General features: G+C 40.4%; 20 protein-coding genes. 9 read left to right on the forward strand and 11 right to left on the reverse strand.

Annotated features, from left to right (window positions below; all coding sequences use genetic code 11):
- Positions 1-11: 11 nt before the first annotated feature.
- Positions 12-1,643 (forward strand): glycoside hydrolase family 13 protein, encoded by a 1,632-nt coding sequence (locus tag AUF14_RS11640; protein WP_049220587.1) that lies wholly within the window; start codon positions 12-14, stop codon positions 1,641-1,643.
- On the forward strand, positions 1,640-3,262 hold the full coding sequence (locus AUF14_RS11645; RefSeq protein ID WP_049220584.1) for a glycoside hydrolase family 13 protein: 1,623 nt from the start codon (positions 1,640-1,642) through the stop codon (positions 3,260-3,262). Before AUF14_RS11640 ends, AUF14_RS11645 begins: the two co-directional genes overlap by 4 nt.
- A 25-nt stretch (positions 3,263-3,287) precedes the next feature.
- Here the strand turns inward: AUF14_RS11645 and AUF14_RS11650 are convergent, their stop codons facing one another.
- Entirely contained in the window at positions 3,288-3,944 is a 657-nt protein-coding gene (locus AUF14_RS11650) for a deoxynucleoside kinase (protein ID WP_048720956.1), read from the reverse strand.
- Between the two features lie 380 nt (positions 3,945-4,324).
- Here AUF14_RS11650 and mvk point away from each other — a divergent pair, with 380 nt between their 5' ends.
- From mvk to fni, 4 genes are read left to right on the forward strand one after another with little or no spacing between them, the layout of a single operon-like run.
- Entirely contained in the window at positions 4,325-5,266 is a 942-nt protein-coding gene (gene mvk, locus AUF14_RS11655) for a mevalonate kinase (protein ID WP_049220582.1), read from the forward strand.
- On the forward strand, positions 5,259-6,251 hold the full coding sequence (mvaD, locus tag AUF14_RS11660) for a diphosphomevalonate decarboxylase (protein ID WP_049220580.1): 993 nt from the start codon (positions 5,259-5,261) through the stop codon (positions 6,249-6,251). Before mvk ends, mvaD begins: the two co-directional genes overlap by 8 nt.
- The gene (locus AUF14_RS11665; protein ID WP_048720951.1) at positions 6,248-7,336 is read left to right on the forward strand and encodes a phosphomevalonate kinase; all 1,089 of its coding nucleotides are present in this window, start codon (positions 6,248-6,250) and stop codon (positions 7,334-7,336) included. The genes mvaD and AUF14_RS11665 overlap by 4 nt, the downstream gene beginning before the upstream one ends.
- Positions 7,326-8,369 (forward strand): type 2 isopentenyl-diphosphate Delta-isomerase, encoded by a 1,044-nt coding sequence (fni, locus tag AUF14_RS11670; protein ID WP_049220577.1) that lies wholly within the window; start codon positions 7,326-7,328, stop codon positions 8,367-8,369. The genes AUF14_RS11665 and fni overlap by 11 nt, the downstream gene beginning before the upstream one ends.
- An 85-nt stretch (positions 8,370-8,454) precedes the next feature.
- On the opposite strand, the gene AUF14_RS11675 is transcribed toward fni, so the two are convergent.
- From AUF14_RS11675 to queA, 10 genes are all read right to left on the reverse strand, one after another.
- Entirely contained in the window at positions 8,455-8,928 is a 474-nt protein-coding gene (locus AUF14_RS11675) for a hypothetical protein (RefSeq protein WP_016179566.1), read from the reverse strand.
- A gap of 231 nt (positions 8,929-9,159) precedes the next feature.
- Positions 9,160-11,760 carry a bifunctional acetaldehyde-CoA/alcohol dehydrogenase gene (gene adhE / locus AUF14_RS11680; protein ID WP_016179564.1) on the reverse strand — a complete coding sequence of 867 codons (2,601 nt, stop codon included), beginning with the start codon at positions 11,758-11,760 and terminating at the stop codon, positions 9,160-9,162.
- A gap of 276 nt (positions 11,761-12,036) precedes the next feature.
- A complete protein-coding gene (locus AUF14_RS22810; protein ID WP_227656343.1) occupies positions 12,037-12,645 on the reverse strand; it encodes an MSCRAMM family protein in 609 nt (202 codons plus the stop codon).
- A gap of 75 nt (positions 12,646-12,720) precedes the next feature.
- On the reverse strand, positions 12,721-13,629 hold the full coding sequence (locus AUF14_RS22815; RefSeq protein WP_227656344.1) for a hypothetical protein: 909 nt from the start codon (positions 13,627-13,629) through the stop codon (positions 12,721-12,723).
- 301 nt (positions 13,630-13,930) lie between these two features.
- Positions 13,931-14,311: a preprotein translocase subunit YajC gene (yajC, locus tag AUF14_RS11690; protein WP_049220574.1), complete on the reverse strand. Its 381-nt coding sequence runs from the start codon at positions 14,309-14,311 to the stop codon at positions 13,931-13,933.
- 86 nt (positions 14,312-14,397) lie between these two features.
- Positions 14,398-15,543, reverse strand: coding sequence for a tRNA guanosine(34) transglycosylase Tgt (gene tgt / locus AUF14_RS11695; protein WP_016179561.1), 1,146 nt, complete (start codon positions 15,541-15,543; stop codon positions 14,398-14,400).
- 121 nt (positions 15,544-15,664) lie between these two features.
- The gene (locus AUF14_RS11700) at positions 15,665-15,871 is read right to left on the reverse strand and encodes a helix-turn-helix domain-containing protein (RefSeq protein WP_016179560.1); all 207 of its coding nucleotides are present in this window, start codon (positions 15,869-15,871) and stop codon (positions 15,665-15,667) included.
- 9 nt (positions 15,872-15,880) lie between these two features.
- Positions 15,881-16,342 (reverse strand): DUF2975 domain-containing protein, encoded by a 462-nt coding sequence (locus AUF14_RS11705; RefSeq protein WP_049220572.1) that lies wholly within the window; start codon positions 16,340-16,342, stop codon positions 15,881-15,883.
- Positions 16,343-16,507: 165 nt separating this feature from the next.
- Positions 16,508-19,150, reverse strand: coding sequence for a cation-translocating P-type ATPase (locus AUF14_RS11710; RefSeq protein ID WP_049220570.1), 2,643 nt, complete (start codon positions 19,148-19,150; stop codon positions 16,508-16,510).
- An 808-nt stretch (positions 19,151-19,958) separates the two neighbouring features.
- Entirely contained in the window at positions 19,959-20,990 is a 1,032-nt protein-coding gene (queA, locus tag AUF14_RS11715; protein ID WP_102866056.1) for a tRNA preQ1(34) S-adenosylmethionine ribosyltransferase-isomerase QueA, read from the reverse strand.
- Between the two features lie 427 nt (positions 20,991-21,417).
- Here queA and AUF14_RS11720 point away from each other — a divergent pair, with 427 nt between their 5' ends.
- The 3 genes from AUF14_RS11720 to AUF14_RS11730 are packed head-to-tail and all read left to right on the forward strand — an operon-like array spanning position 21,418 to position 24,149.
- Entirely contained in the window at positions 21,418-22,590 is a 1,173-nt protein-coding gene (locus AUF14_RS11720; protein ID WP_016179556.1) for a betaine/proline/choline family ABC transporter ATP-binding protein, read from the forward strand.
- Between the two features lie 2 nt (positions 22,591-22,592).
- Positions 22,593-23,228 carry an ABC transporter permease gene (locus tag AUF14_RS11725; RefSeq protein ID WP_016179555.1) on the forward strand — a complete coding sequence of 212 codons (636 nt, stop codon included), beginning with the start codon at positions 22,593-22,595 and terminating at the stop codon, positions 23,226-23,228.
- A 3-nt stretch (positions 23,229-23,231) separates the two neighbouring features.
- Positions 23,232-24,149, forward strand: coding sequence for an osmoprotectant ABC transporter substrate-binding protein (locus tag AUF14_RS11730; RefSeq protein ID WP_049220566.1), 918 nt, complete (start codon positions 23,232-23,234; stop codon positions 24,147-24,149).
- Positions 24,150-24,151 lie beyond the last annotated feature (2 nt).

Below are 24,151 nucleotides of genomic sequence, written 5' to 3' on the forward strand. Positions count from 1 at the left end.
GGTTAAAGTATATGCATCATTGGTGGCAAGAAGTTGTCGTTTATCAAATCTACCCACGTAGCTTTCAAGATACGAATGGAGATGGGATTGGAGATTTGGCAGGAATTATTTCGCGTCTTGATTATTTACAGAAGCTGGGAATCGGAGCAATCTGGTTAAGTCCGGTATATCAAAGTCCAAACGATGATAACGGCTATGACATCTCAAATTATCAAGCAATCATGCAGGAATTCGGAACGATGGCGGAAATGGAGCAGCTGATCCAAGCAGCAAAAGAACGTGGTATTCGAATTATCCTAGATTTAGTCGTCAATCATACCAGCGATGAACACAACTGGTTTATTGAAGCCCGAAAATCGAAAGACAATCCTTATCGTGATTTCTATATTTGGCGTGATCCTGTTCACAACACCTATCCAAATAATTTGAAAAGTATCTTCAGCGGACCTGCTTGGCAGTATGATGAGACAACGCAACAGTATTACTTCCATCTTTTTAGCAAAAAACAACCGGATCTGAATTGGGCAAATCCTACTGTACGACAAGTGGTGTACGATATGATGAATTTTTGGATTGATAAAGGGATCGGCGGCTTCCGCATGGATGTGATTGACCTTATTGGAAAAATTCCTGATGAAGAAATTACCGGCAACGGACCAAAGCTGCATGATTATTTACAGGAGATGAATCAGGCAACCTTTGGCGGAAAAGATTTACTGACTGTCGGGGAAACATGGGGTGCTACTCCCGAAATCGCCAAGCTCTATTCTGATCCGGAACGCGATGAACTGTCGATGGTCTTCCAATTTGAACACATCGGCTTAGATGAAGTCGCCGGTCAATCCAAATGGGTGAGTCGCCCCTTACAGATAAAAGAATTGAAGGAAGTCTTTTCAAAATGGCAGACCGAATTAGGTGATCAAGGTTGGAATTCACTTTTTTGGAACAACCATGACCTTCCTCGTATTGTGTCACGTTGGGGAAATGATGAGGATTATCATGAAAAATCAGCGAAATTATTAGCCATTTTGCTCCATTGTATGAAAGGAACGCCCTATATCTATCAAGGAGAAGAAATTGGCATGACCAATCATGTCGTCGCGGACATCACAGAAGTCGAGGATATCGAAAGTCGAAATATGTATGCCGAACGGCTCGCTGCCGGACAATCCAAAGAAACGCTTTTAGCAGCAATCAATCGAAAAGGACGGGACAACGGACGAACGCCAATGCAGTGGGACGCTTCCCCTTACGCCGGTTTTACAACAGGTACTCCCTGGCTGGCAGTCGTGCCAAATTATCCCAAGATCAATGTGACACATGCTTTACGTGATCCTCACTCCATTTTCTACACCTATCAACAATTGATCCAGTTGCGAAAAGAACAACCGATCATGGTATGGGGCGAGTACAAATTATTGACTGAAACAGCCGATGACGTCTTCAGCTATCTCCGAATTTATGAAAACAAGCGCTGGCTGATTGTCACGAACTTTTCAAATGATCCTCATTCATTTACTTATCCCGAGGGAACGTTAGGAAAGGTCATCATTTCAAATTTAACGACTGTTATCCCACGTGAACAAACCATTCACTTAGAACCTTGGGATGCCTTTGTCGTAGAACTAGGAGAAGACATATGACTAAATGGTGGAAAAATGCCGTAGGATACCAAATTTACCCTCGCAGCTTTATGGATAGTAACGATGATGGTATCGGTGATCTAAAGGGTATCCAAGCAAAACTCACTTATCTAAAGGAGCTAGGCATTGATTTTATTTGGCTAAATCCTATTTACAAGAGTCCAAATGTAGATAATGGCTACGATATTTCAGATTACCAAGCCATCAATCCTGAATTTGGGACACTTGAGGACTTGAAAGACTTGTTGGCTGCTGCTCATGAGCTGGGGATTCGTCTTATTATGGATTTAGTTGTCAACCATACCAGCGATCAGCACCCTTGGTTTATAGAATCAAAAAAAGGCAAGGACAATCCTTATCGCGACTATTACTTATGGGCCGATGCGACGCCGGAGAAAATGCCGAATAATTGGCAAAGTTTTTTTGGCGGATCAACCTGGACCTATGATCCCAACACAAAACAGGCCTATTTTCACGTCTTCGCTAAAGAGCAGCCTGATTTAAATTGGAAAAATCCAGCGATGCGGGAAAATATTTACCAAATGATTCGCTGGTGGCTGGACTTCGGCATTGACGGTTTTCGTTTAGATGCCATCAGCCACATTCAAAAAGAACCTTGGGATTTTAAAATCACGACTAACCCTTGGGCGCCCTTCATGAATGTTGTCGGAATCGAAACGTATATGGCCGAATTGCGAGAGATTTTCCGAAGCTATGACATCATGACTGTCGGTGAAGCAAGCGGGGTGAATAGTAAAACAGCCCCCTTTTGGACCGATGAAGAGAGCGGCTATATCGATATGATTTTCGAACTGGAGCATCAGGTTCGAACTGGTGAACCCGGTTCTGAAACAGGCGATCTGCTGGGCTTCAAAAAGGTATTATCCCGCTGGCAAAAAGACATGCAGCCGCTAGGATGGAATGCATTGTATACCGATAATCATGATAATCCCCGCAGCAACTCAACCTTTGGCAATGAAACCCATGAATCAGCTACGGCACTAGCTACTGCTTATATGCTATTGAGAGGGACACCTTTCATTTATCAAGGTCAGGAATTAGGAATGACGAACTTCCCTTTCGAATCGATTGAAGAGGTCAATGCAACAGATTCACTAGCGGCGTATCATGATTGTCTAAATAAAGGAATTCCACCAGAAGAAGCCTTGCGTTTAATCACTCATTGGACCCGTGATCATTCTCGAACACCCATGCACTGGACTGACTTTGGCGGCTTTTCAACAAATCTCCCTTGGATGAAGATCAATCCTAACACGGATAAGATTAACGTTGCACTTCAGGAAGCAGACCCGTTTTCTCCATTAAACTATTACAAGAAATTGATTGCACTGAGAAAGTCATTTCCTGTTTTTCTAGACGGTAATTATCATATCGAACTAGCAAAACATCCCAAAGTCTGGGCCTACACCCGCAAACTAGACTTAGAGGAAGCGTATGTCCTCACAAATTTGAGTGACCAGTCGCAGTCTGTCACCCTACCCAATCGCTGGGTAAACGCACCAGCCATGATTTTATTGGCGAATTATCAAGATTCGTCATGGAAAAAAACAATGACATTGCGACCATTTGAAGCGGTGGTGGTAAAAAAAGATGCTTAACCAATTAAGATTAAGCATCTTTTCATTATTCGAATACGACACCTTGGACTTCTAAAATTTTTTCATCAATCAAGCGTATGACTTCATCGCGTGCGGCAGCATCATCTACAAAGTTCAAACGATCCCCGTCGATTTGAATTTTAGGACTCTCATTGTAGTCCTCATACCATTGATCGTAACGGCTGTTCAATTCTTTATAATAATCATAAAGGGTTGGATCAAATTCCAGTTGTTCATATTCACGTCCACGCTTTTGAATCCGTTCCATCATCGTTTCAAAAGAAACACGGATATGAACCAACAAATCTGGATGCTTCTTGTGAGCGGCATAAGGCAATTCCTGCATCATATTCGCCAACAATTCATCATAAACCTTCACTTCTGTCTCCGTTGCCCGACCAAGATCGGCATTTAGATGGAATAATAAAGAATCCTCATATATTGAGCGATCTAGCACATTATTGTCATCCTGCATTGCTTTTTTGATGCTGTCAAACCGTTTGTTTAAAAAATAAATCTGTAATAAAAAAGCATATTGCTCTGGATCAGCATAAAACAGCGGCAATACCTCATTATCATCAATTGATTCATAAAAAGCCTGACTACCTAGATGCTCTGACAACATCGCGGTCAAACTTGATTTCCCTGCTCCAATGGTACCTGCTAATACAATCACGCTCATAAACCTCCAACTCACTTCATACAAAATATAGTAATTATTTCTCAACTTTTCTAATATACCCCCAATATCTTGTATCGTCAATCAAAATACCTATCTAAAAAATCACTTTTTTCTTCTAAAGAATGTTTAAAAAATCACTGATTTTCAAAAACTTTTCAGTCGTTTCGTTTACTTGTCCGTCTTCTCTGAGTAAAATGGGAAGAGACTAAAGTAGGAAATTATTACTAAGTAAGGTTTCTGTTAGCACTTCTAGTAAAAGATAAAATGAAAACAAATTGTTTTTACTACAAGAACAGTTCAATTAAAATAAATATTAACAAGAATATTTTAATTTTTCTTATGAGAAAGAACGACTCTAAAACGAAATAGGGGTTTTTTGAATGAAATCGATTGGCACGGGTTATGCCAGCGGGAAAATCATCTTAATGGGGGAACACTCAGTTGTCTACGGGGAACCAGCGATTGCCTTTCCTTTTTCAGGAACGGGCATCCAAGCAACGGTCCGCGCAAATAAAGTAGAATCATGGATCGAATCTAGTTTCTTCCATGGGCCGCTTTCAGAAGCCCCAAACACAATGCGCAACGTGACGGTCTTACTATGGTATTTAGTGAAGCATTTTAAAATTCCAGAACCATTTTATTTAAAAATTGAAAGCTCCATCCCCGCTGAACGGGGAATGGGCTCTAGTGCAGCAGTAGCGGTCGCAATTACACGTGCTGTTTTTGACTGGATGGAAGAACCCGCTACACAAGATAGCGTACTGCATTTTGTCAATCAAGCTGAAGCGGTTGCTCACGGCAATCCTAGCGGTATTGATGCGACAACCATCAGCGGTACTGAACCGATCCTTTACCAAAGAGGCATTGGTTTCCAACCTTTCCAGTTAAATATGGATGCCTTTTTAGTCGTGGCAGATACAGGTGTGAAGGGACAGACACGTAAAGCGGTTAAAGACATCGCAAAATTAATGGAGATGCGTCCCTATGAAACTAATAAGCAAATGCAGACACTAGGAAAATTAACTAGCCAAGCACAAAAAGCCATTTTACAAAACCAACCACGGAATTTAGGCGACTGCATGAATCAGGCACAAGGCTTATTACGATTATTAGGTACCAGCAATCGTCACTTAGACCACTTGATTGAAACAGCTTTAGAAAATCAAGCCCTGGGAGCAAAATTAACGGGCGGCGGACGTGGCGGCTGCATGATCGCTCTGGCAGAAGATGAGACTAGCGGACGTCAGCTGCAGCAAATTCTATTGGATGCTGGTGCGCGAAATACATGGATCGAAGGGTTAGGTGTGTACGCACATGTTTAGTGGTAAAGCTCGAGCTTATACGAATATTGCCTTGATTAAATATTGGGGCAAAGAAAACCAAGAATTAATCATCCCAATGAACAACAGCTTATCGCTGACATTGGATGCTTTTTATACAGAAACACATGTGACCTTTTCAGAAGAGCTCATTGAAGATCAATTCTATTTAGACAATCAACTACAAGATTCGAAAGCGACCTTAAAAGTGAGTCGCTTTCTTAATGTCATCCGCGACAAAGCCGATTGTTCCTTGCGAGCGATTGTTAAAAGTCAAAACTTCGTACCGACCGCAGCAGGCTTGGCTTCTTCTGCTAGCGGATTGGCCGCTTTAGCAGGTGCCGCAAGTGCCGCATTAGATTTGAAGCTCTCATCTGCAGAGCTGTCTCGTCTCGCACGTCGTGGTTCTGGTTCTGCCTGTCGCAGCATTTACGGCGGTTTTGCGGAATGGCAAAAAGGTGATTCTGATGAAACCTCTTATGCTGTCAATATTCCCAGCGGCGGCTTTGAAGATGGCTTAAGTATGATCTTTGTCGTCGTCAATGATGCACAAAAAGATGTTTCAAGTCGCGATGGCATGCAGCGCACTGTGGAAACTTCTGCTTTTTATGATGGCTGGCTACAAACTGTACCAGCAGATTTAGCTAAGGCAAAGCAAGCAATCGCTGAAAAAGATTTCACTGCTTTAGGCGAAGTAACCGAAGCCAGTGCATTGAAAATGCACGGTACCACTTTAGCAGCGAATCCGCCGTTTACTTATTGGTCAGCGGAAAGTATGAAAGTGATGAACCTTGTTCGTCAAATTAGAAGCAGCGGATTGCCTTGCTACTTCACGATGGATGCTGGTCCAAATGTAAAGATTTTAGTAGAACGTAAAAACGAAGAAGCATTACTTCGCATATTGAAGGATCAAATGGACAGTCAACAACTCGTTGTCGCCCACGCTGGTCCTGCAATTGAAATTTTGACAGAGGAGGAAATAAAATGATCGAAGTAACAGCACCTGGGAAATTATATATCGCCGGTGAGTACGCGGTGGTGGAACCGGGACACCCGGCTATTATCGCAGCGATTGATCAATTTATTTCCGTTTCGATCGGCCCTACTAAAAAAAGCGGCAGTATTCAATCTGCCCAATATAGTGATATGCCGATTCGTTGGACAAGACGTAAAAATGAATTGGTTTTAGATATTCGCGACAATCCCTTCCATTACATTTTGGCGGCAATCCATTTTACTGAAAAGTTCGCTCAAGAAAAAGGGAAACAACTAGCCTTCTTTGATTTGAAAGTAACCAGTGAATTAGATAATTCTAACGGTCGTAAATATGGTTTAGGCTCTAGCGGTGCGGTAACAGTTGCAACGGTTAAAGCGTTAAATGCTTTTTATAATTTACAGCTTTCTCAGCTGGAATTGTTCAAATTAGCAACTTTAGCCCATTTAAATGTACAGGGAAATGGCTCCTGCGGAGATATTGCGGCAAGCTGTTACGGCGGCTGGCTGGCCTTTTCTACTTTTGATCACGATTGGGTACTAAACAAATTAGAATCTGAAAGACTGACTACATTAATTGAAAGTGACTGGCCTAGTCTAAAAATTGAACCTTTAGAAGTGCCGGAAGATTTACGTTTATTGATTGGTTGGACTGGCAGTCCCGCATCGACTTCCGATTTAGTCGACCAGGTTCATCAATCTCGGGACGAGAAGAAAACTTCCTATGAAAACTTTCTTCAAGAAAGTAAAAAATGTGTCGATAAAATGATTCAAGGTTTCAAACAAAATGATGTGGCTTTGATTCAAAAAATGATTCGTAAAAACCGTAGTCTATTGAATCAATTAACCAGTCTTAGCAACGTTTCGATTGAAACAGAAGAATTGAAACGTTTGAATGATTTAGCAGAACAATATGGCGGCGCAGCGAAATCATCTGGTGCTGGCGGCGGCGATTGCGGTATCGTGATTGTTGATAAGCGCGCAGGTATTCTTCCTCTGATGAGTTCTTGGGAAAAGGCCGGCATTACACCGCTTCCTTTACACGTCTATCATTTCACGGAGGGCTACCATGAATCGTAAAGATGAACATGTTTCCTTGGCGCGAGCCTTCCATCAACAACCAAAAGAAAATGATTTCGATGCTGTTCGTCTGATTCATTCCTCTTTCGTCACTATACGACCAGAAGAAATTGATTTAAGTACCGAGATTCTCGGCTTGCAGCTTAGCGCCCCCTTCTACATCAATGCGATGACCGGCGGCAGTGAGAAAACCAAAAAGATCAATCATGATCTAGCGATTATCGCTCGTGAAACAAACTTAATGATGGCTACCGGTTCTGTCAGTGCGGCGTTAAAAGATTCAACTGTTGCAGACTCTTATAGTGTAGTCCGTGAAGTAAATCCTGACGGTTTGATCTTAGGCAATATGGGCGCAGGCAGAACAAGTGAGGATGCCAAAAAAATCGTCGATCTGCTTCAAGCCGACGGGATGCAGATTCACGTAAACGTGCCACAGGAACTTGTCATGCCTGAAGGCGATCGTGATTTTCACGAATGGCCGCATAATATCCAGCAAACCGTTCAACAATTAGATATTCCTGTGATTGTTAAAGAAGTTGGCTTCGGGATGAACCGAGAAACCATTCAGCAATTCCAAATACTTGGCGTAAAAGCCGTAGATGTTTCTGGGCGCGGCGGTACCAGCTTCTCACAAATCGAAAATGCTCGTCGAAAAAAAAGAGAGCTGAACTATTTAGATGACTGGGGCCAATCAACGGTAATCTCTTTGCTAGAAGCCCAAGAATTTGATCATCTGACGCTTCTTGCTTCCGGCGGAATTCGCGATGCTTATGACATTTTTAAAGCTCTTTGTTTAGGAGCTAAAGCAGTCGGCATCTCCGCTACGATTCTAGATCATCTAATCAGCAATGGCATTGATGCTACGATTGAAATGATTGAAGATTGGAAATCCCAGCTTCAACGTTTGTATCTGATGACTAACAAAGCAAAGACTGCAGATTTGATCCATAATCCTATCATTATCAGTGGCACACCAAAAGAATGGTGCCAAGCTCGCAGCATCGATTATAGAAAACTAGCGGTACGCAATTAAGGTACAAATAATAAGAGGATGAGATCAATAGGTCTCATCCTCTTTGCTTATAGTAATATTTTACTTCTAAAATCAAGAGCAGTATTTATTTTCCGAAAAGACGTTGCAGCCAATTTTTCTTTTCACCGATCCGAATATTACCGCTAATCTTTTTAGCATCTAACATTGATTGGAAAAAGATATTGTCCTGTAATAATAATTGATTAATAACCTGCAGACGTCGAAAATGCTTTTTCTTATCCTTATCAAAGGTTAGCTCCTCAGGGATAGTTCCCTGAGCCTCAAGCCGAGCATAGTCTCTTTGGATCATTTTCATCAATTCGTATTGTCGTGTCAGCAAATGATTGATTTGTTTGATTTCAGGAAGCGCCACAGACTTTTTCGAATCCGAAGGTGTTAATTTTTTTAGCGCAGCTACATAATCCTGCATATCTAACATAAAAATATGGTTTGACTTACTTGCCATTAAATTTTTTTCATCCACTAAATAATCAATCAACATGCCTAATCGTGCATTTGATTCAGCCAACTCATTTATCTCTCGTTTCAGTTTCTCCATGCCCTTCGAATCCTTCCTCTTATCCTAATTCTAGTCTATCGTTTTTCACAGACTATAACAATCAAAGAGGACCATTTTGCGTTAAAGAATTGAATTTTTTAAACAAAAACAATTATTGTTATCTCCTTCAAAAATTATAAGAATACTTTCTTTCCTATTTTGATATAGACAGCAAAAAATAAAAGCCATTTGAAATCAGATAATCTGATTTCAAATGACTTTCTAAACTTTTTATGCTTTGTAATCGTAAGCTGTTACGATGATTTCTTTCAATTCGCTGATTAATGGTTCTTTCGGATTAGCTGTTGTACATTGGTCTTCATAAGCCAATTCAGCCATACGATCAACGGTAGAATTCAATGTTTCTTGAGTTACCCCTTGTGCTTTCAAGTTCATATCGATGCCACAAGTAGCTCCTAAGTTGTAAACTGCTTCGATCAATGCTTCAACTAATTCTGCTGTTGTATTGCCTTTAAGTCCTAAGAACTTAGCAATGTCAGCATAATCTGCATCTGCACGGAAGTAGTCATATTTAGGGAACATCGCATGTTTTTGCGGATCCTTCGCATTGTAACGGATGATATGAGGCAATAGAATTGCATTCGTACGTCCATGAGGAATGCCGTATTCTCCACCAATCTTGTGGGCGATAGAGTGACAAATTCCTAAGAATGCATTGGCAAATGCCATACCAGCCATTGCTGATGCGTTATGCATTTTTTCACGTGCTTCTGGATCAGCTGTCTTCACTGATTTTTCAAGGTTTTCAAAGACTAGTTTGATTGCTTGTAAGCTTAATCCACGAGTGTAGTCAGATGCCATAACAGACACATAAGACTCGATTGCGTGTGTCAATACGTCCATACCAGTATCCGCTGTTACTGAAGCAGGTACTGTCATAACGAATTGAGGGTCAACGATCGCAACATCTGGTGTCAACGCGTAATCTGCCAATGGGTATTTCACGTGTGTTTCGCTATCTGTAATAACGGCAAATGGCGTTACTTCAGAACCTGTACCAGAAGTTGTCGGGATACATACGAACTGAGTCTTTTCAGGTTTGCCGATATTGTACGTACGTTTACGGATATCCAAGAATTTTTGTTTCGCGCCGAAGAACGATGTGTCTGGGTGTTCAAAGAACATCCACATACCTTTCGCCGCATCCATTGCAGAACCACCACCAAGAGCGATAACTGTATCAGGTTGGAACTCGTTGAACATTTCTAAACCTTTGTAAACAGTATTTGTTGAAGGGTTAGGTTCAACATCAGAGAATACTTCGATTTTCACATCATTTGTACGACGTCCAAGAACTTCACGAACGATGTCCGCATACCCAAATTGAACCATACCAGGGTCACAAACCAACATCACGCGTTCAACATTTTCCATTTGCGTCAAGTACAATAGAGAGTTCTTTTCAAAGTAAATTTTTGATGGTAATTTAAACCATTGCATATTATTTCTCCGTTTCGCTATAGTTTTAACATTGATTAAGTTAATAGCAGATACGTTTTTAGATACAGAGTTCTTACCGTATGAACCACAACCAAGAGTCAATGATGGGATCATTTCATTGTAGATGTCACCGATACCGCCTTCAGCAGATGGTGAATTTACTAATACACGGCAAGCTTTCATACGCAAACCAAATTTCACTTGTAAATCTTCGTCTTCAGTATGGATAACTGCTGTATGTCCTAATCCGCCTAATTCAAGCATGCCTTGGCAAAGATCGAAACCATGTTGGTGATCATTTGCTTTGATCATTGCTAAAACTGGAGAAAGTTTTTCACGTGATAATGGGTAATCAGCACCCACACCGTCTAATTCTGCGATCAGAATCTTTGTGCCAGCAGGAACTTTAATACCCGCGCGTTGTGCGATATCTTCAGCTGAATGTCCAACAATTGCAGGGTTAACTGCATATTTGCCTTCGTTCATTACAGCGTCTTCTAATCTCTTCAATTCTGCTTTTTTCACTACATATACTTGATGTGCTTGGAACTCAGCTTTTACTTCTTCGTAAACTTCTTTATCAACGATGACTGCTTGTTCAGAAGCACAGATCATGCCGTTATCAAATGATTTTGATACGATCAAGTCGTTTACTGCGCGTTTGATTTTCGCTGTTTTTTCGATATATGAAGGTACGTTACCAGCACCAACACCTAAAGCTGGTTTACCAGTAGAGTATGCTGATTTCACCATGCCAGGTCCGCCAGTCGCAAGAACGATTGCTACGCCTGGATGGTTCATTAACATTGATGTTGCGTCGATCGATGGCTTTTCGATCCATTGGATACAGTTTTCAGGAGCGCCCGCCGCGATTGCAGCATCACGAACGATACGTGCGGCTTCAGCAGAACATTTTTGAGCACTTGGATGGAATGCAAATACGATTGGATTCCCTGTTTTCAATGCGATCATTGATTTGAAAATCGTTGTAGAAGTTGGGTTAGTTGTAGGTGTAACACCACAAACAACGCCGACTGGTCCAGCAACTTCAATCAATCCTTTTTGTTTGTCTTCGCCAATTACGCCAACTGTTTTGTCATGTTTGATGCTGTTCCAGATATACTCTGATGCATACATATTTTTGATTGCTTTATCTTCGACAATCCCACGGCCTGTTTCTTCAACCGCCATTTTCGCCAACATCATATGTTTGTCTAGTGCAGCCATTGCCATTTCGTGAACGATATGGTCAACTTTTTCTTGATCGAAATCTTCCATTTCTTTCAGAGCAACATTTGCTTTTGCTGCTAATTCATCAATCACTTGCTCAACGCTGATTGCGTCTTTTTCCTTTTCAATCGCTTTAGCCATGTGTATCCTCCTAAAAATTTTTGTGTTACTTTTCACATACACATCATACAACACCGTCAATCGTTTGTAAATAGTTTTTGTGATTTTTTTCACACCATTTCTAATTCTTAACAAATGCTATAATATCAATATTATTTGAACATTTGATTTTATGGTATTTTGAACTTATAAAAACGCTATCAAAGAACTTTTTTCACAATTACAGTCTCTTGAACGAAAAAAGAAGAACGCAGCAATGATAAAATTGTTGCGTTCTTCCTTCTTCTTAACCAATCATTATCCTATCTTTTTTCTAACTATCCAAAGTACACCCAGTATGCCAAAGCCTAAGATCGTCACTAATGGATTTGTTAACTCTCCCGTCCGTGGATATTGTTTTTTTGAATTGGAGCTGGGTTTGCTCGCTTGCTGGCTGCTGAATTCTTCACGTGTTTCTGACGATTGAGGAAAATCTTTTTTTACTGGAACTGCTGCCCCATCCTTCGCATTCTCTTTTGTTAATACGACTAATTTATCCTCTTTAGTAAAAGTAAATGTTAATGGTTCACTATCAAGTACATATCCTTCTGGTGCTTTTATTTCTACTAATGAATACTCGCCCTCCGGTAAGGAGTTGATATGAAGTAGCCCATTCTCGTCAGTGATCAGCTTCCTACGAAGATACATTTTTTCCCCTGCCGCATTTTTTAGTTCAAACTCAGCCCCCTGAAGTTTTTCTCCCGTCGCTGAATCAGTTTTCGTCAAATTGATTCCTTTCTCTTCTTTACCTTCCTTATCAGAGCGGCTCGTCGATACAGGTGTTTTCGTTTCTTTTGTTAAGAAATCGTTCGCTGCTTGTTTTTTAATGCCTCTTTCAATAGACGTTGTCTCCTCTATCTTCTTCATTTTAGAAACTGCTAACATTGGAATATCTGAAATTTTGCTTGACAATTGTTTCTTCGTTACTGGTTGCTTCAAGATTCAAAAACGAACGCTTCGATTTTTCTCGGCTTGATAATCATATTGATTTCCCTCTCCGATACCGCCAGTAATCACAGCAACGTATTCAGGATCAGGAACCTCATGAATCAAATAACTATGTCCATCCTTTAACAGTGTTCGCCAGTCTGTTTCAATTTTATCTTTAAAGGCACCTTCAACTGTTTTAACTTTATAAAAATCAATCATTACTGATTCGTCCTGCCGGTCCAGCATTCTTTCTGTCACTCCATAGGCAATTGGTTTTCCTTCATCTGATTGATCTACGATAACATACTCAAAATTTCTAGAAGCTGCCATTTTTCCTTCAACCTTCATTTCAGCTTGAAGGAGTTCAACAGTTGTAAGAGGCGTCTCAATAATCTCGAGTTTAGGTATATTCAACGAGCTATTGCCTCCTGCATCAATCTCATTTCCTGCCTTTACAGCTTTCAGCCCGATCGTTAGTTGAAGACTATTTAACACTTTTTGCCTTGCACCTGACTCATTGATGGTCACTATCAAATGATTTCCTGTTAGCGAAGCTTGACCAAATATTTCTCCTGTTACTGAATCCTTCAATGATAGCGCTGAAAGATTATCCTTAACGCGAAAATAAGTGTTATCCGGCAAAGAAACTCTGAATGTATCTCCTACTTCAATTTGAGTCATCCATTCTTGGTTGATCTTCAATAAATAGCTTATAACAATCGAATCATTTACCCGAATCGGATTTTCTGTTGATTTTTCGACACCCTTGTTGTCTATTATCTTCGAACCCATAATGCTTATGTTCTTTGTAATATCGCTTGCCGCTGTTGAAGCTATTGGTAATGCTGAACCCAACGTCATTAAATAAGAAACCAATAGTAACAGCAAAACAAACAATGAAAATTTGCTTCCTTTCTTCATTTTTTCCCCCTCCAATGCACACGATTTACCAAACAAACTTCCTTGGAAGTAAAAGCTTCTCTTAATCCCCTTATGATTCTATCCGAAATACTACTTTTACTTATTTTCTCAGAATATCCACGAAATCTGGGGCTTTTTCCTAAACTAATTCTCCTTATTTTTTACTTATAATAAGCAATCTGGTTTTTTCAGTTAATGATTGGTTTACTGTTCAATATGTAAGAGGACATTAGAAAAATGAGCGCAAAAAGGCGCGTATAACTACGCACCTAATTAGAGCTTATTGAAGCAAGAAAAAATCTTACTTTTCTTCTGTATTCTCTTCAGTTTTATCTTCTGGTGTTTCTTCAACGACTGGTTCTGTTGTTTCTGTTGTTTCTGGTTCAACTGCGGCTGGTTCAACAGGTGCTGCAGCTGGACGTACGCCAGATTTCACCGTTCTAATTGACGCGCGATCAAATATCAGGTAAATTCCTTCGCAGTCTAACGTGACTGTTTTGTCGCTATTGTTGATCTCAGAGATTACACCGTGTAAGCCGCCGATGGTTACAACGCTATCTCCAACTTTCATTGCATCTAATAAATTTTGACGTTCTTGCTGTTGTTTCTTTTGAGAACGATTCATAAAGAAGAACATTCCCAGCATCAACACAAGTAAGATAATCATTGAAAAGTTTCCCATTTTTAAATTTCCCCTCGCATTCTTAGTAAATCCACTTTTAACTGTAACAAAGTTTTTAAGGTTACACTAGCTTTTTTATTCAGACTTTAGAAACTTTTTGCGTTTTGCTTATTAAAGCCGTACTCTTCAAAAAAGGCTTGGCGGAATTCTAATAGATTATCATCCATAATCGCTTGACGAACTTGCTTCATTAGATTGATTAAGAAATATAAATTGTGGTAAGACGTCAGACGAATCCCAAAAGTTTCATCACAATGGATCAAGTGACGAATATAGGCACGCGTATAGTTACGACAAGTGTAGCAATCACATTTTTCATCCAATGGACGGAAATCGTGCGCAAACTTCGCATTCTTAACAACTAAGCGTCCAGATGAGGTCATACAGGTACCATTACGAGCAATTCGCGTTGGCAACACACAGTCGAACATATCAACACCGCGAATCACGCCATCGATCAATGAATCCGCAGCTCCTACGCCCATCAAGTAACGTGGTTTATTTTCTGGAATCAATGGGGTCGTAAATTCTAAGACCCGATTCATTTCTTCCTTTGGTTCACCGACTGAAAGTCCACCGATCGAGTAACCAGGAAAGTCCATGCTGACAAGATCCTTGGCACTTTGACGACGCAAATCCTCAAAGCCAGCACCTTGAATGATTCCGAATAGCCCTTGAGTCGCTGGATTGGCATGGGCTTTCAAACCGCGTTCCGCCCAGCGAGACGTGCGCTCGACTGATTTTTTAACATAGTCATAGCTTTCATCAAATGGGGGACATTCATCAAAGCTCATCATGATGTCGGAGCCTAATTTATTTTGGATATCGATGGCCTTTTCTGGTGATAAGAACATTTTTGAGCCGTTCAAATGATTCTTGAAATGAACACCTTCTTCGACGATATTTCGCATATCCGCTAATGAGAAAACTTGGAAGCCGCCAGAATCTGTTAAGATCGGCTGATCCCAATTCATAAATTTGTGCAGGCCGCCTGCTTCAGCAACTAAATCTTCTCCAGGACGTAACCAAAGATGATAGGTATTGCTTAAGATAATACCGGCACCCATCTCCTTTAATTCTTCAGGCGACATCGTTTTTACGGTAGCCAAAGTTCCTACAGGCATGAACATGGGTGTTGGGAATGTTCCATGAGGCGTGATAATCTCACCGAGGCGAGCTCCTGTATGTTTTTCTTTCTTTATTAAACGATAAGAAATGGCAGGTTCAGTCATTTAATTTCCTACTTTCTTCTATATGTATAAGTCTGCAACTTGTATCATGATACTGGTTTTAAACCGCTTTTGCAACTTTCTATCTAGAGCTTAAGAAAGAAGGATACTTCCTCTATTCATCTCAATCTCCTTGATACTTTATAATATCACCAGGTTGGCACTCCAGAACTTCGCAGATCTTGTCTAACGTTGAAAACCGGATTGCCTTTGCACGGTTGTTTTTCAGTATTGATATATTTGCAAGCGTAATTCCGACTTTCTCCGAGAGTTCGCTCACACTCATTTTCCGCTGTGCCAAAACAACATCTAAATCAATGATAATCGCCATCTTTTCCCCCTAAATGGTTAACTCGCTGTCACTCTTCAACTCAGTGGCACTTTTAAATAATTCCTCGACAATTTGCGTAAAAATAAACGCTGTGAACGGAATCGAAACGAACGCTAAACCAATCACCATTACACCAGGAGCATCTTTCCGATCAGCAACTCTGTAAAAAAACGGTAAAATACCTACAAATACGATACTGACCAACAAAATAAGCTTCTTAATCTGCGAAACGACCTTCAACGTCTTGACAGAAAAAGCCTCCGCACCCTTAATAAAATTCAAAATTCGATTTAATAGAAACAACACACGAAATCCTAATACAACGGAACCAAAAACCGCGCAGTAAAGTAGACTGTTAATGCCGTCTTTTCTTTCCGAAGAGAATTGGAAAGTAAAAATCACTGTGACAAAGATAACCAAGAACGAAATAATAATTAACGCCAGTTTAAGCAAATTGACCTTACGCTTCATCAAAACACCTCACTAAAATTGATACCCATAGATTAGCATTCGAAAAATTGATATTCAATATTTTTTTGTTGATAAACGATAAATTTAACTATTTTTATAGATTTATACAGGTCGTTTTTAAACAGACAAAAAACGCTAAGCTGATTTCAACTTAGCGCTTGCTTTTTATATATTTTCTGGATCGACTTCCGGCGCTTTGTGAAACTTAATTAGTTCAGTCACAATAATCGGAACTAATGAAAGAAGAATCGCGATAATCCAATGATTCATACTAATCGGAACCAAGTAGAACAGCTCCTGAGTTTGCGGAATCAAAGCAATCGCCGTGGTAATTCCTAGTGCCAACCAAGCCATTTGCGCCAATGATTTATTCGTAGCTAAATCAACTTTGAAAATCGACTTGCTGCTGCGAACATTAAATACATGTAGTATTGATGAATAAGCTAAGACCAAGAATGCCACAGTTTGACCAACTTCTAAACTAGGCGGAGTAAAGTAGCTAATATGTTCGACAAAAGCCCCGATATAAAAACCGATCAATGTCACTACAGTAAAGACCGCTGCATTCAAACCAATTTTCTTCCAGAGGCCACGGGCAAAGATTCCTTCATCACGAGGAATTGGTTTTTCATCCATGATTCCCGCTTCTGCTGGTTCTCTACCTAACGCAAAACCTGGCAAACCATCAGCGACTACGTTTACGAAAAGCAATTGAACGGCTGTAAATGGCGCCCCCCAACCTAGCAGCATAGCAATAACCACAATAAAGATCTCTGAGATATTACAGCTTAACAAGAAATTGATCGCTTTGCGAATCCCTTGATAAACAGAACGACCGCGGGCGACTGCATCAACAATTGTCGCGAAGTTATCATCCGTCAAAACCATATCGGCTGCGCCTTTAGCCACATCTGTTCCTGTAATCCCCATCGCACAACCAACATCGCTGGCTTTCAATGCCGGCGCATCATTGACACCATCACCAGTCATTGCCACAACAGCTCCTGATCGTTGCCAAGATTTTACAATTCTGATCTTATCCTCCGGTGTTACTCGAGCATAGACAGATAGATCCTTGACACGATCATCCAGCTCTTCATCAGTCATTTTTTGCAGCTGAGCACCAGAAATCGCCTCTTTGCGGCTCTTCATGATACCTAGTTCTTTTGCGATTGCTCCAGCAGTCACGACATGATCCCCTGTGATCATGACCGTTTTAATTCCGGCTTTTTTCGCACGGGCGATTGCCGCTTTTGATTCTGGACGTGGTGGATCGATCATTCCGATTAGACCCATCAAACGTAAATTTTTCTCTAAAGCTTCTGAAGTAATCTCTTTCGGCTCTTCTTCATGGATCGCATAACCTACTGCAATGACCCGTAAGGCCTTTTTTCCAAAGCGATCATTGACGATCGCCGCTTGGTCTACGTCACCATAATGAAACTTCGGATATAAAACGTCGAAAGCGCCTTTTGTAATGGAGATAAATTTCTTTCCGCGCTTATGTACAGTCGTCATCATCTTTCGATCTGAGTCAAATGGTATTTCTCCAATTCGCGGATATTTTTCTTCCAGTTCTGCTTTCGTATGATAATTTTCTTCCACGGCACGAACAATCGCCGCTTCCGTTGGATTTCCTTTTATTTCTAATTCATTATCATCATTTTCCACGATGACATCGGTACACAAGGCCGCGATACTTAATACTTCCATCGCTTCATCAGTCATGCCTTCTTCTGTATCCACCACCGAATCCCCATGCGTCCAAACGCGACGAACCCGCATTTTATTTTGCGTTAGGGTTCCGGTCTTGTCTGAACAAATCACATTCGCAGAGCCAAGTGTTTCTACCGCAGGTAACCGACGAATAATCGCATTTTTCTGCGCCATCTTCTGTACGCCAAATGCCAAGGTCAAGGTCACGATAACGGTCAAGGTTTCTGGAACAGCGGCAACTGCTAATGAGATTGCTGTGATGAACATATCTAGCATTGGTTCCCCTTGCATCTGCCCAATGAAGAACACAAAAGCCGCAGCTGCCAAAGCGATCAAACTGATCCGTTTGCCTAATTGATTTAATCGTTTTTGCAGAGGTGTTTTTTGAGTTTCATCACTATTTAAAAGGCCAGCGATTTTTCCCATCTCGGTTTTCATACCTGTTGCCGTTACAATTGCTTTTCCGCGGCCGTTTACTACTGTCGAGCCTTTGTAAAGCATATTTAAACGATCACCTAAAGAATCGTCTTCTTCACCCTGATATTCTGGATCCTTCATCACTGGTTCGCTTTCACCAGTTAAGGCTGATTCTTCTACTCGTAATTGTGATGCTTCTGCGATTCGCGCATCTGCTGTGATCATCGAGCCTGACTCCAGTAATAATGTATCACCTGGCACTAAGTCCTCTGCATCAATCTCTTCCTGTTTACCATTTCGTATAACAGTAGCCGTTTGCTTGTTCATGTCTTGTAAGGCTGATAATGCTTTTTCTGCATTTCCTTCTTGTACGATTGCTAAAACAGAGTTAATCACAACGATCGCAATAATTAGAAAACTCTCGAAATAATCACCATGATCTGTAGCAATGGCAGTGTATAAAGATATCACTGCAGCTACCAATAGAATAATCGTCGTAAAATCAGTCAAACTATGGAAAAACTTTTTTGCCAATGATTCTTTAGACGCTTCATCAAACTTATTTTTACCGTTATTTTTTATTTTCTCTTCAACTTTTTTTTCTGTCAGTCCATCATCCAAACTAGCATCGTATTCGCTAACTACAGCATCCACTGTCTCTTTGTAGGGTTCCATCCTATTCCTCCTTTTGTTATAAAAAACTTGTCTATATTATTACTATAACACAGAAAAGCAGGTGAACTCAAAGCATACACCTTTTATTTTCGTCAAAAAGTAACAAATATAAATATCTAAAATAACCAGAGGTAATCGCTTTTAAAAAAGTTGGTAATGTGCTATATTATAGATACAAGGAAGGAGGAACTTAGATCATTCGAAGGATTTCTCGATAAAGGAAAGTAGAAAAAAGTAAACAATAAAATTGTTAGTAATACAAGATTCACCGAAAAGTTGTCAATAGTGTACGTGTGAAGTATTTCTTTATAAATAGTGAATGCGTATCCAAGGTTGAGTAGTACATCAAACACACAAGTAAAATGATACGTAAGTAAGAAAAAGTTTCTTAAAACTGAATAGAAGTGAAAACGTAGTAAAAACAAATATTTATGTTTATAGTCAAGAAATTCATGTAATACTTTGCATGTATCATAAAGTAATATAAAATTCGAATGAACTAATCCTTCCGAAATTCTAAGAGCCAGGCTTATCGAGAGCCTGGCTTTTTTTTGCGAGATCGACTTTTCGCAGTATTTATTATTAATATCCGCTATGATAAAGTTTTAGACTATCAAAAATGTTGAACACTTTAGTCGAATCGTAGGCGTGGCGAGATTAAAACTCATTTTTCATGGGTTTCGAAAAATGAATTCCTTACTTCAAGATAGCGGTCAATTTTTCTTCCTGCTTTAGCTTCTAAGGACTATTCAACGACAAAAAGGCACTAAATACTTGACTGTATCTAGTGCCTTACCTTTCGATTCCTTTATTTCACAAACATCGCATCGCCAAAACTGAAAAAGCGATAACGTTCCTCGATAGCGTGGTGATAAGCAGCCAACGTTTTCTCACGTCCAGCAAACGCACTTACCAGCATCACTAATGTTGATTTGGGCAAGTGAAAATTGGTCGAAAAGGCTTGAACAATTTTGAACTCATAGCCGGGTGTGATGAAAATATCGGTCCAGCCACAATCTGCTTTGATTTCCCCAGAAAATTTCGTCCCGATCGTTTCTAAGGTACGGATCGACGTTGTCCCTACTGCAATAATTTTTCCACCACTGTCACGAACATCATTTAACTGAGCAGCAGCTTCTTCCGTTAAGCGATAAAATTCACTGTGCATTTGATGTTCAGCTATATTTTCAACACTCACTGGTCGAAATGTGCCAAGGCCTACATGTAAGGTCAAGTAAACCAATTTCACACCTTTAGCAGCGATTTTTTCCAGCAATTCTGGCGTGAAGTGCAATCCAGCTGTTGGCGCTGCAGCAGAGCCGTTTTCCTTTGCGTATACGGTTTGGTAACGCTCTGGATCTTCCAAACGTTCTTTGATATATGGTGGCAGTGGCATTTCACCAAGAGACTCCAAGTTTTCTAAAAAGATTCCTTCATAGGAAAACTCCACAATTCTCCCACCGTGCTCTAATTCTTGCTTCACTTCTGCCCGTAAACGGCCATCTCCAAAAACAATCTGAGTGCCGACTTTCGCACGACGCGCTGGCTTGATCAGAGTTTCCCATTCGTCTCCTTGGGTGTTGTTCAGCAATAATACTTCCAAGTGTCCTCCCGTTTCAGGCTTTTCGCCATATAAACGAGCAGGCAATACCCGTGTATCATTCATCACTAAGGCATCTCCTGGATTCAAATCTTCAATAATTTCATCAAAATGCTTATCCTCGATTTGGCCAGATTCTCGATCTAACACTAATAGACGCGAGCTGTCGCGTTTTTCTAGAGGGGTCTGGGCAATTAATTCTTCTGGTAAATCAAAATCAAAATCTTCTGTGGTTAACATAGCTTCTCCTCTTTTCCTCCGCTATTCTATCATGGGTCAATCCTATTGAAAAGCACTGTGCTGTTTTCTTTCTCACGATACCAATAGAAAAAAGAGCAAATTTGTCAAAATTTTTCTTAAGGTCCAGAAAAATGTTTTTTATGAGTTCTGCTAAACGTTGCGAAAAGTCAAAGTACTCGAAAAAAACATTCTAAAAATGTTATTCTTCTTTCAGTGAAATCGGTTCAAATTGCTTCTTTTTGACCAAAAAGAAGCGGTCTATTTGTTTTTAAACGCTTCTTGTTGCATACTAAAATCATAACTATGTTCATTTTTTTACATTCAATTGATACTTTTTGCTGTTCTCACTTGAGTTCTAACAAAATGTATCGACCGTAAAAAAAGAAAAAATTGGAAGATTTCCAACGATTAAAAAGGAGCACAGAAGATGATTGAATTTGACCACGTTTCTAAAATTTATAATGGAAACAAAGTAGCAGTGGAAGACGTCAACCTTTCTTTTAATAAGGGTGAATTTATTTGTTTGATTGGGACTAGTGGGAGCGGAAAAACAACAACCATGCGAATGATCAATCGTATGATTGATCCAACAAAGGGAACGATTCGAATCAACGGAGAGGATATCCAAAAGAAAAATCCCGTTGAATTACGACGCCAAATTGGCTATGTTATTCAAAATATTGGTTTGATGCCGCATATGACGATTCGTGACAACATTACTCTTGTACAACGACTATTGAAAGTCGACAAGGAAGAGCAAAACAAGACAGCAGAGAAAATGATTGACCTAGTAGAATTACCACGAGATATGCTAGATCGTTATCCACACGAATTATCTGGTGGACAACAGCAGCGAATCGGGGTTGTTCGTGCGCTTGCAGCTGATCAGGATGTCATTTTAATGGATGAACCTTTCGGAGCCTTAGATCCGATTACTCGTGATTCTTTGCAGGATCTTGTAAAGGATTTGCAAGAACGGTTAGGTAAAACGATCGTCTTCGTTACTCACGATATGGATGAAGCGTTAAAATTATCGAACCGGATCGCCATTATGGATAACGGAAAAGTCATTCAATTTGATACACCAGAAAATATTTTGCAAAATCCAGCCAATGAGTTTGTTGAAGAATTATTAGGTGAAGACCGCTTATTGCAAGCAAAACCAGATACCACAACAGTTGGTGAGATCATGATGCACACAGCTATTTCTATCACGCCAGAAAAAAGTTTGCAAAATGCGATTCGTCTGATGCGAGAAAAACGGGTAGATACCTTATTGGTCGTTGATGAAGAAAATGTCCTGAAGGGCTTCGTTGACGTTGAAACAATCGACCGCGAACGCCGCCGAGGAAAAGCAACAAGCATCGGTGATATCATTAATCCAAAGGTATTCTATGTTAAAGAAGCGGCTTTGGTGCGAGATAGCCTACAACGTATTCTAAAACGTGGCGTAAAATATGTGCCTGTTGTAGATGAAGGCAATCATCTTGTGGGGATCTTAACAAGAGTTTCTCTTGTGGATATTATCTATGATGTTCTTTGGGGCGAGGAAGATACTTTCGGAGATGCGGCCGAAAACATCAGTAGTGAGGAGGCGTAATTATGCAAGCATTCATCAATGAATATGGTGGACAAATGCTGACAAAAAGCGCTGAACATTTATATATTTCAGCCATCGCTTTAGGCCTAGGAATTCTCGTAGCTGTTCCTTTAGGGATCGTATTGACCCGTTTGCCAAAAATTTCTAATTTAGTGATCGGGATCGCCAGCGTTTTACAAACCATTCCTTCACTTGCCTTGTTAGCATTGATGATCCCTTTTTTCGGTGTAGGGAAATTTCCGGCGATTATCGCACTGTTTATTTATTCACTTTTGCCGATTTTGCGAAATACCTTTATCGGGATGAAAAATGTTGATCGTAATTATCGGGACGTTGCAAAAGGAATGGGAATGACCAACCTGCAATCGATCTTTACAGTGGAATTGCCTATAGCGATTCCTACGATCATGGCAGGAATTCGTTTAGCAGCTGTCTATGTAATCGCATGGGCCACACTCGCTTCTTATATTGGCGCAGGCGGCCTAGGCGACCTTATTTTCAGTGGACTAAACAACTTTCAACCTCCTTTGATTATCGCAGGTACTGTCCCTGTTATTTTAATGGCATTGATCATCGATCAGCTTCTAGGTTTATTGGAAGATCGGATGACTCCGGCAGCACTAAGGAAGGAGGATTAATCCATGAAAAAAATAAAGATTTTCATTTTAATGGGACTTTCTCTATTGTTCCTAAGCAGCTGTTCCTTTCCTGGTCTAGCCTCCAACGATGACGAAGATACTATCGCTGTTACTGGGGGAATCACCTCAGAAATGCAGATACTTGGAAGTATCACTGCTGGAATGGTTGAACATTATACTGACAAGAAAACGACAGTGATCAATAACTTAGCCACCAATATGATCAATCACCAAGCGATGTTGAAAGACGATGCTTCCATCTCATCCGCACGATATACAGGAACGGATTTATCTTCCATCCTGCAGTTACCTGCAGAAAAGGATCCTAAAAAAGCCTTTACTATCGTCCATGATGAATTTGAGAAGCGTTTTGATCAAACCTGGCTCCCTTCTTATGGTTTTGACAATACGTATGTATTCTTAGTTCGAAAAGACACAGCAGAAAAATACAACCTGAGAAAGGTTAGTGATTTAAAGCGCGTTGCAGGAGAATTAAAAGCTGGAGTAGATACTTCTTGGATCACGCGAAAAGGTGATGGCTACGAGGGCTTTAAACAAGCCTACGGTTTTGAGTTTTCTTCCATTTTGCCTATGCAGGTCAGCCTCGTCTATGATGCGTTGTCCGCGAAAAAAATGGATATCGTTCTTGGCTATTCAACAGATGGACGAATCGCCAGCTATGACCTTGTAATGCTAGAAGATGACTTGCGATTCTTCCCACCTTATGACGCAGCACCGATCGTTTCAAATAAATTATTGAAAACTGATCCCAAGGTCAAAGACGCGTTGGAACGTTTAGCGGGAAAAATCTCTACTGAAGAAATGCAAAGACTTAATTACCGAGCAGACAATGACCTTGTGGAACCACAAATCGTTGCAGAAGATTTTCTAAAAGAACATAACTATTTCGAAGGGAAGTGAGC

The sequence above is a fragment of the Enterococcus avium genome, assembly GCF_002891025.1.
GTDB classification, from domain to species: domain Bacteria; phylum Bacillota; class Bacilli; order Lactobacillales; family Enterococcaceae; genus Enterococcus_A; species Enterococcus_A avium.

Coding starts and splice junctions, on each gene's coding strand:
- mvaD (WP_049220580.1), top strand. CDS start 5,259: ATGTTTAGTGGTAAAGCTCGAGCTTATACGAATATTGCCTTGATTAAA.
- AUF14_RS11705 (WP_049220572.1), bottom strand. CDS start 16,342: ATGAAGCGTAAGGTCAATTTGCTTAAACTGGCGTTAATTATTATTTCG.
- AUF14_RS11725 (WP_016179555.1), top strand. CDS start 22,593: ATGCAAGCATTCATCAATGAATATGGTGGACAAATGCTGACAAAAAGC.
- AUF14_RS11710 (WP_049220570.1), bottom strand. CDS start 19,150: ATGGAACCCTACAAAGAGACAGTGGATGCTGTAGTTAGCGAATACGAT.
- AUF14_RS11730 (WP_049220566.1), top strand. CDS start 23,232: ATGAAAAAAATAAAGATTTTCATTTTAATGGGACTTTCTCTATTGTTC.
- AUF14_RS11665 (WP_048720951.1), top strand. CDS start 6,248: ATGATCGAAGTAACAGCACCTGGGAAATTATATATCGCCGGTGAGTAC.
- AUF14_RS22815 (WP_227656344.1), bottom strand. CDS start 13,629: ATGAAGAAAGGAAGCAAATTTTCATTGTTTGTTTTGCTGTTACTATTG.
- fni (WP_049220577.1), top strand. CDS start 7,326: ATGAATCGTAAAGATGAACATGTTTCCTTGGCGCGAGCCTTCCATCAA.
- mvk (WP_049220582.1), top strand. CDS start 4,325: ATGAAATCGATTGGCACGGGTTATGCCAGCGGGAAAATCATCTTAATG.
- AUF14_RS22810 (WP_227656343.1), bottom strand. CDS start 12,645: ATGAAGAAGATAGAGGAGACAACGTCTATTGAAAGAGGCATTAAAAAA.
- AUF14_RS11720 (WP_016179556.1), top strand. CDS start 21,418: ATGATTGAATTTGACCACGTTTCTAAAATTTATAATGGAAACAAAGTA.
- queA (WP_102866056.1), bottom strand. CDS start 20,990: ATGTTAACCACAGAAGATTTTGATTTTGATTTACCAGAAGAATTAATT.
- AUF14_RS11675 (WP_016179566.1), bottom strand. CDS start 8,928: ATGGAGAAACTGAAACGAGAGATAAATGAGTTGGCTGAATCAAATGCA.
- AUF14_RS11640 (WP_049220587.1), top strand. CDS start 12: ATGCATCATTGGTGGCAAGAAGTTGTCGTTTATCAAATCTACCCACGT.
- adhE (WP_016179564.1), bottom strand. CDS start 11,760: ATGGCTAAAGCGATTGAAAAGGAAAAAGACGCAATCAGCGTTGAGCAA.
- AUF14_RS11650 (WP_048720956.1), bottom strand. CDS start 3,944: ATGAGCGTGATTGTATTAGCAGGTACCATTGGAGCAGGGAAATCAAGT.
- tgt (WP_016179561.1), bottom strand. CDS start 15,543: ATGACTGAACCTGCCATTTCTTATCGTTTAATAAAGAAAGAAAAACAT.
- AUF14_RS11645 (WP_049220584.1), top strand. CDS start 1,640: ATGACTAAATGGTGGAAAAATGCCGTAGGATACCAAATTTACCCTCGC.
- AUF14_RS11700 (WP_016179560.1), bottom strand. CDS start 15,871: ATGGCGATTATCATTGATTTAGATGTTGTTTTGGCACAGCGGAAAATG.
- yajC (WP_049220574.1), bottom strand. CDS start 14,311: ATGGGAAACTTTTCAATGATTATCTTACTTGTGTTGATGCTGGGAATG.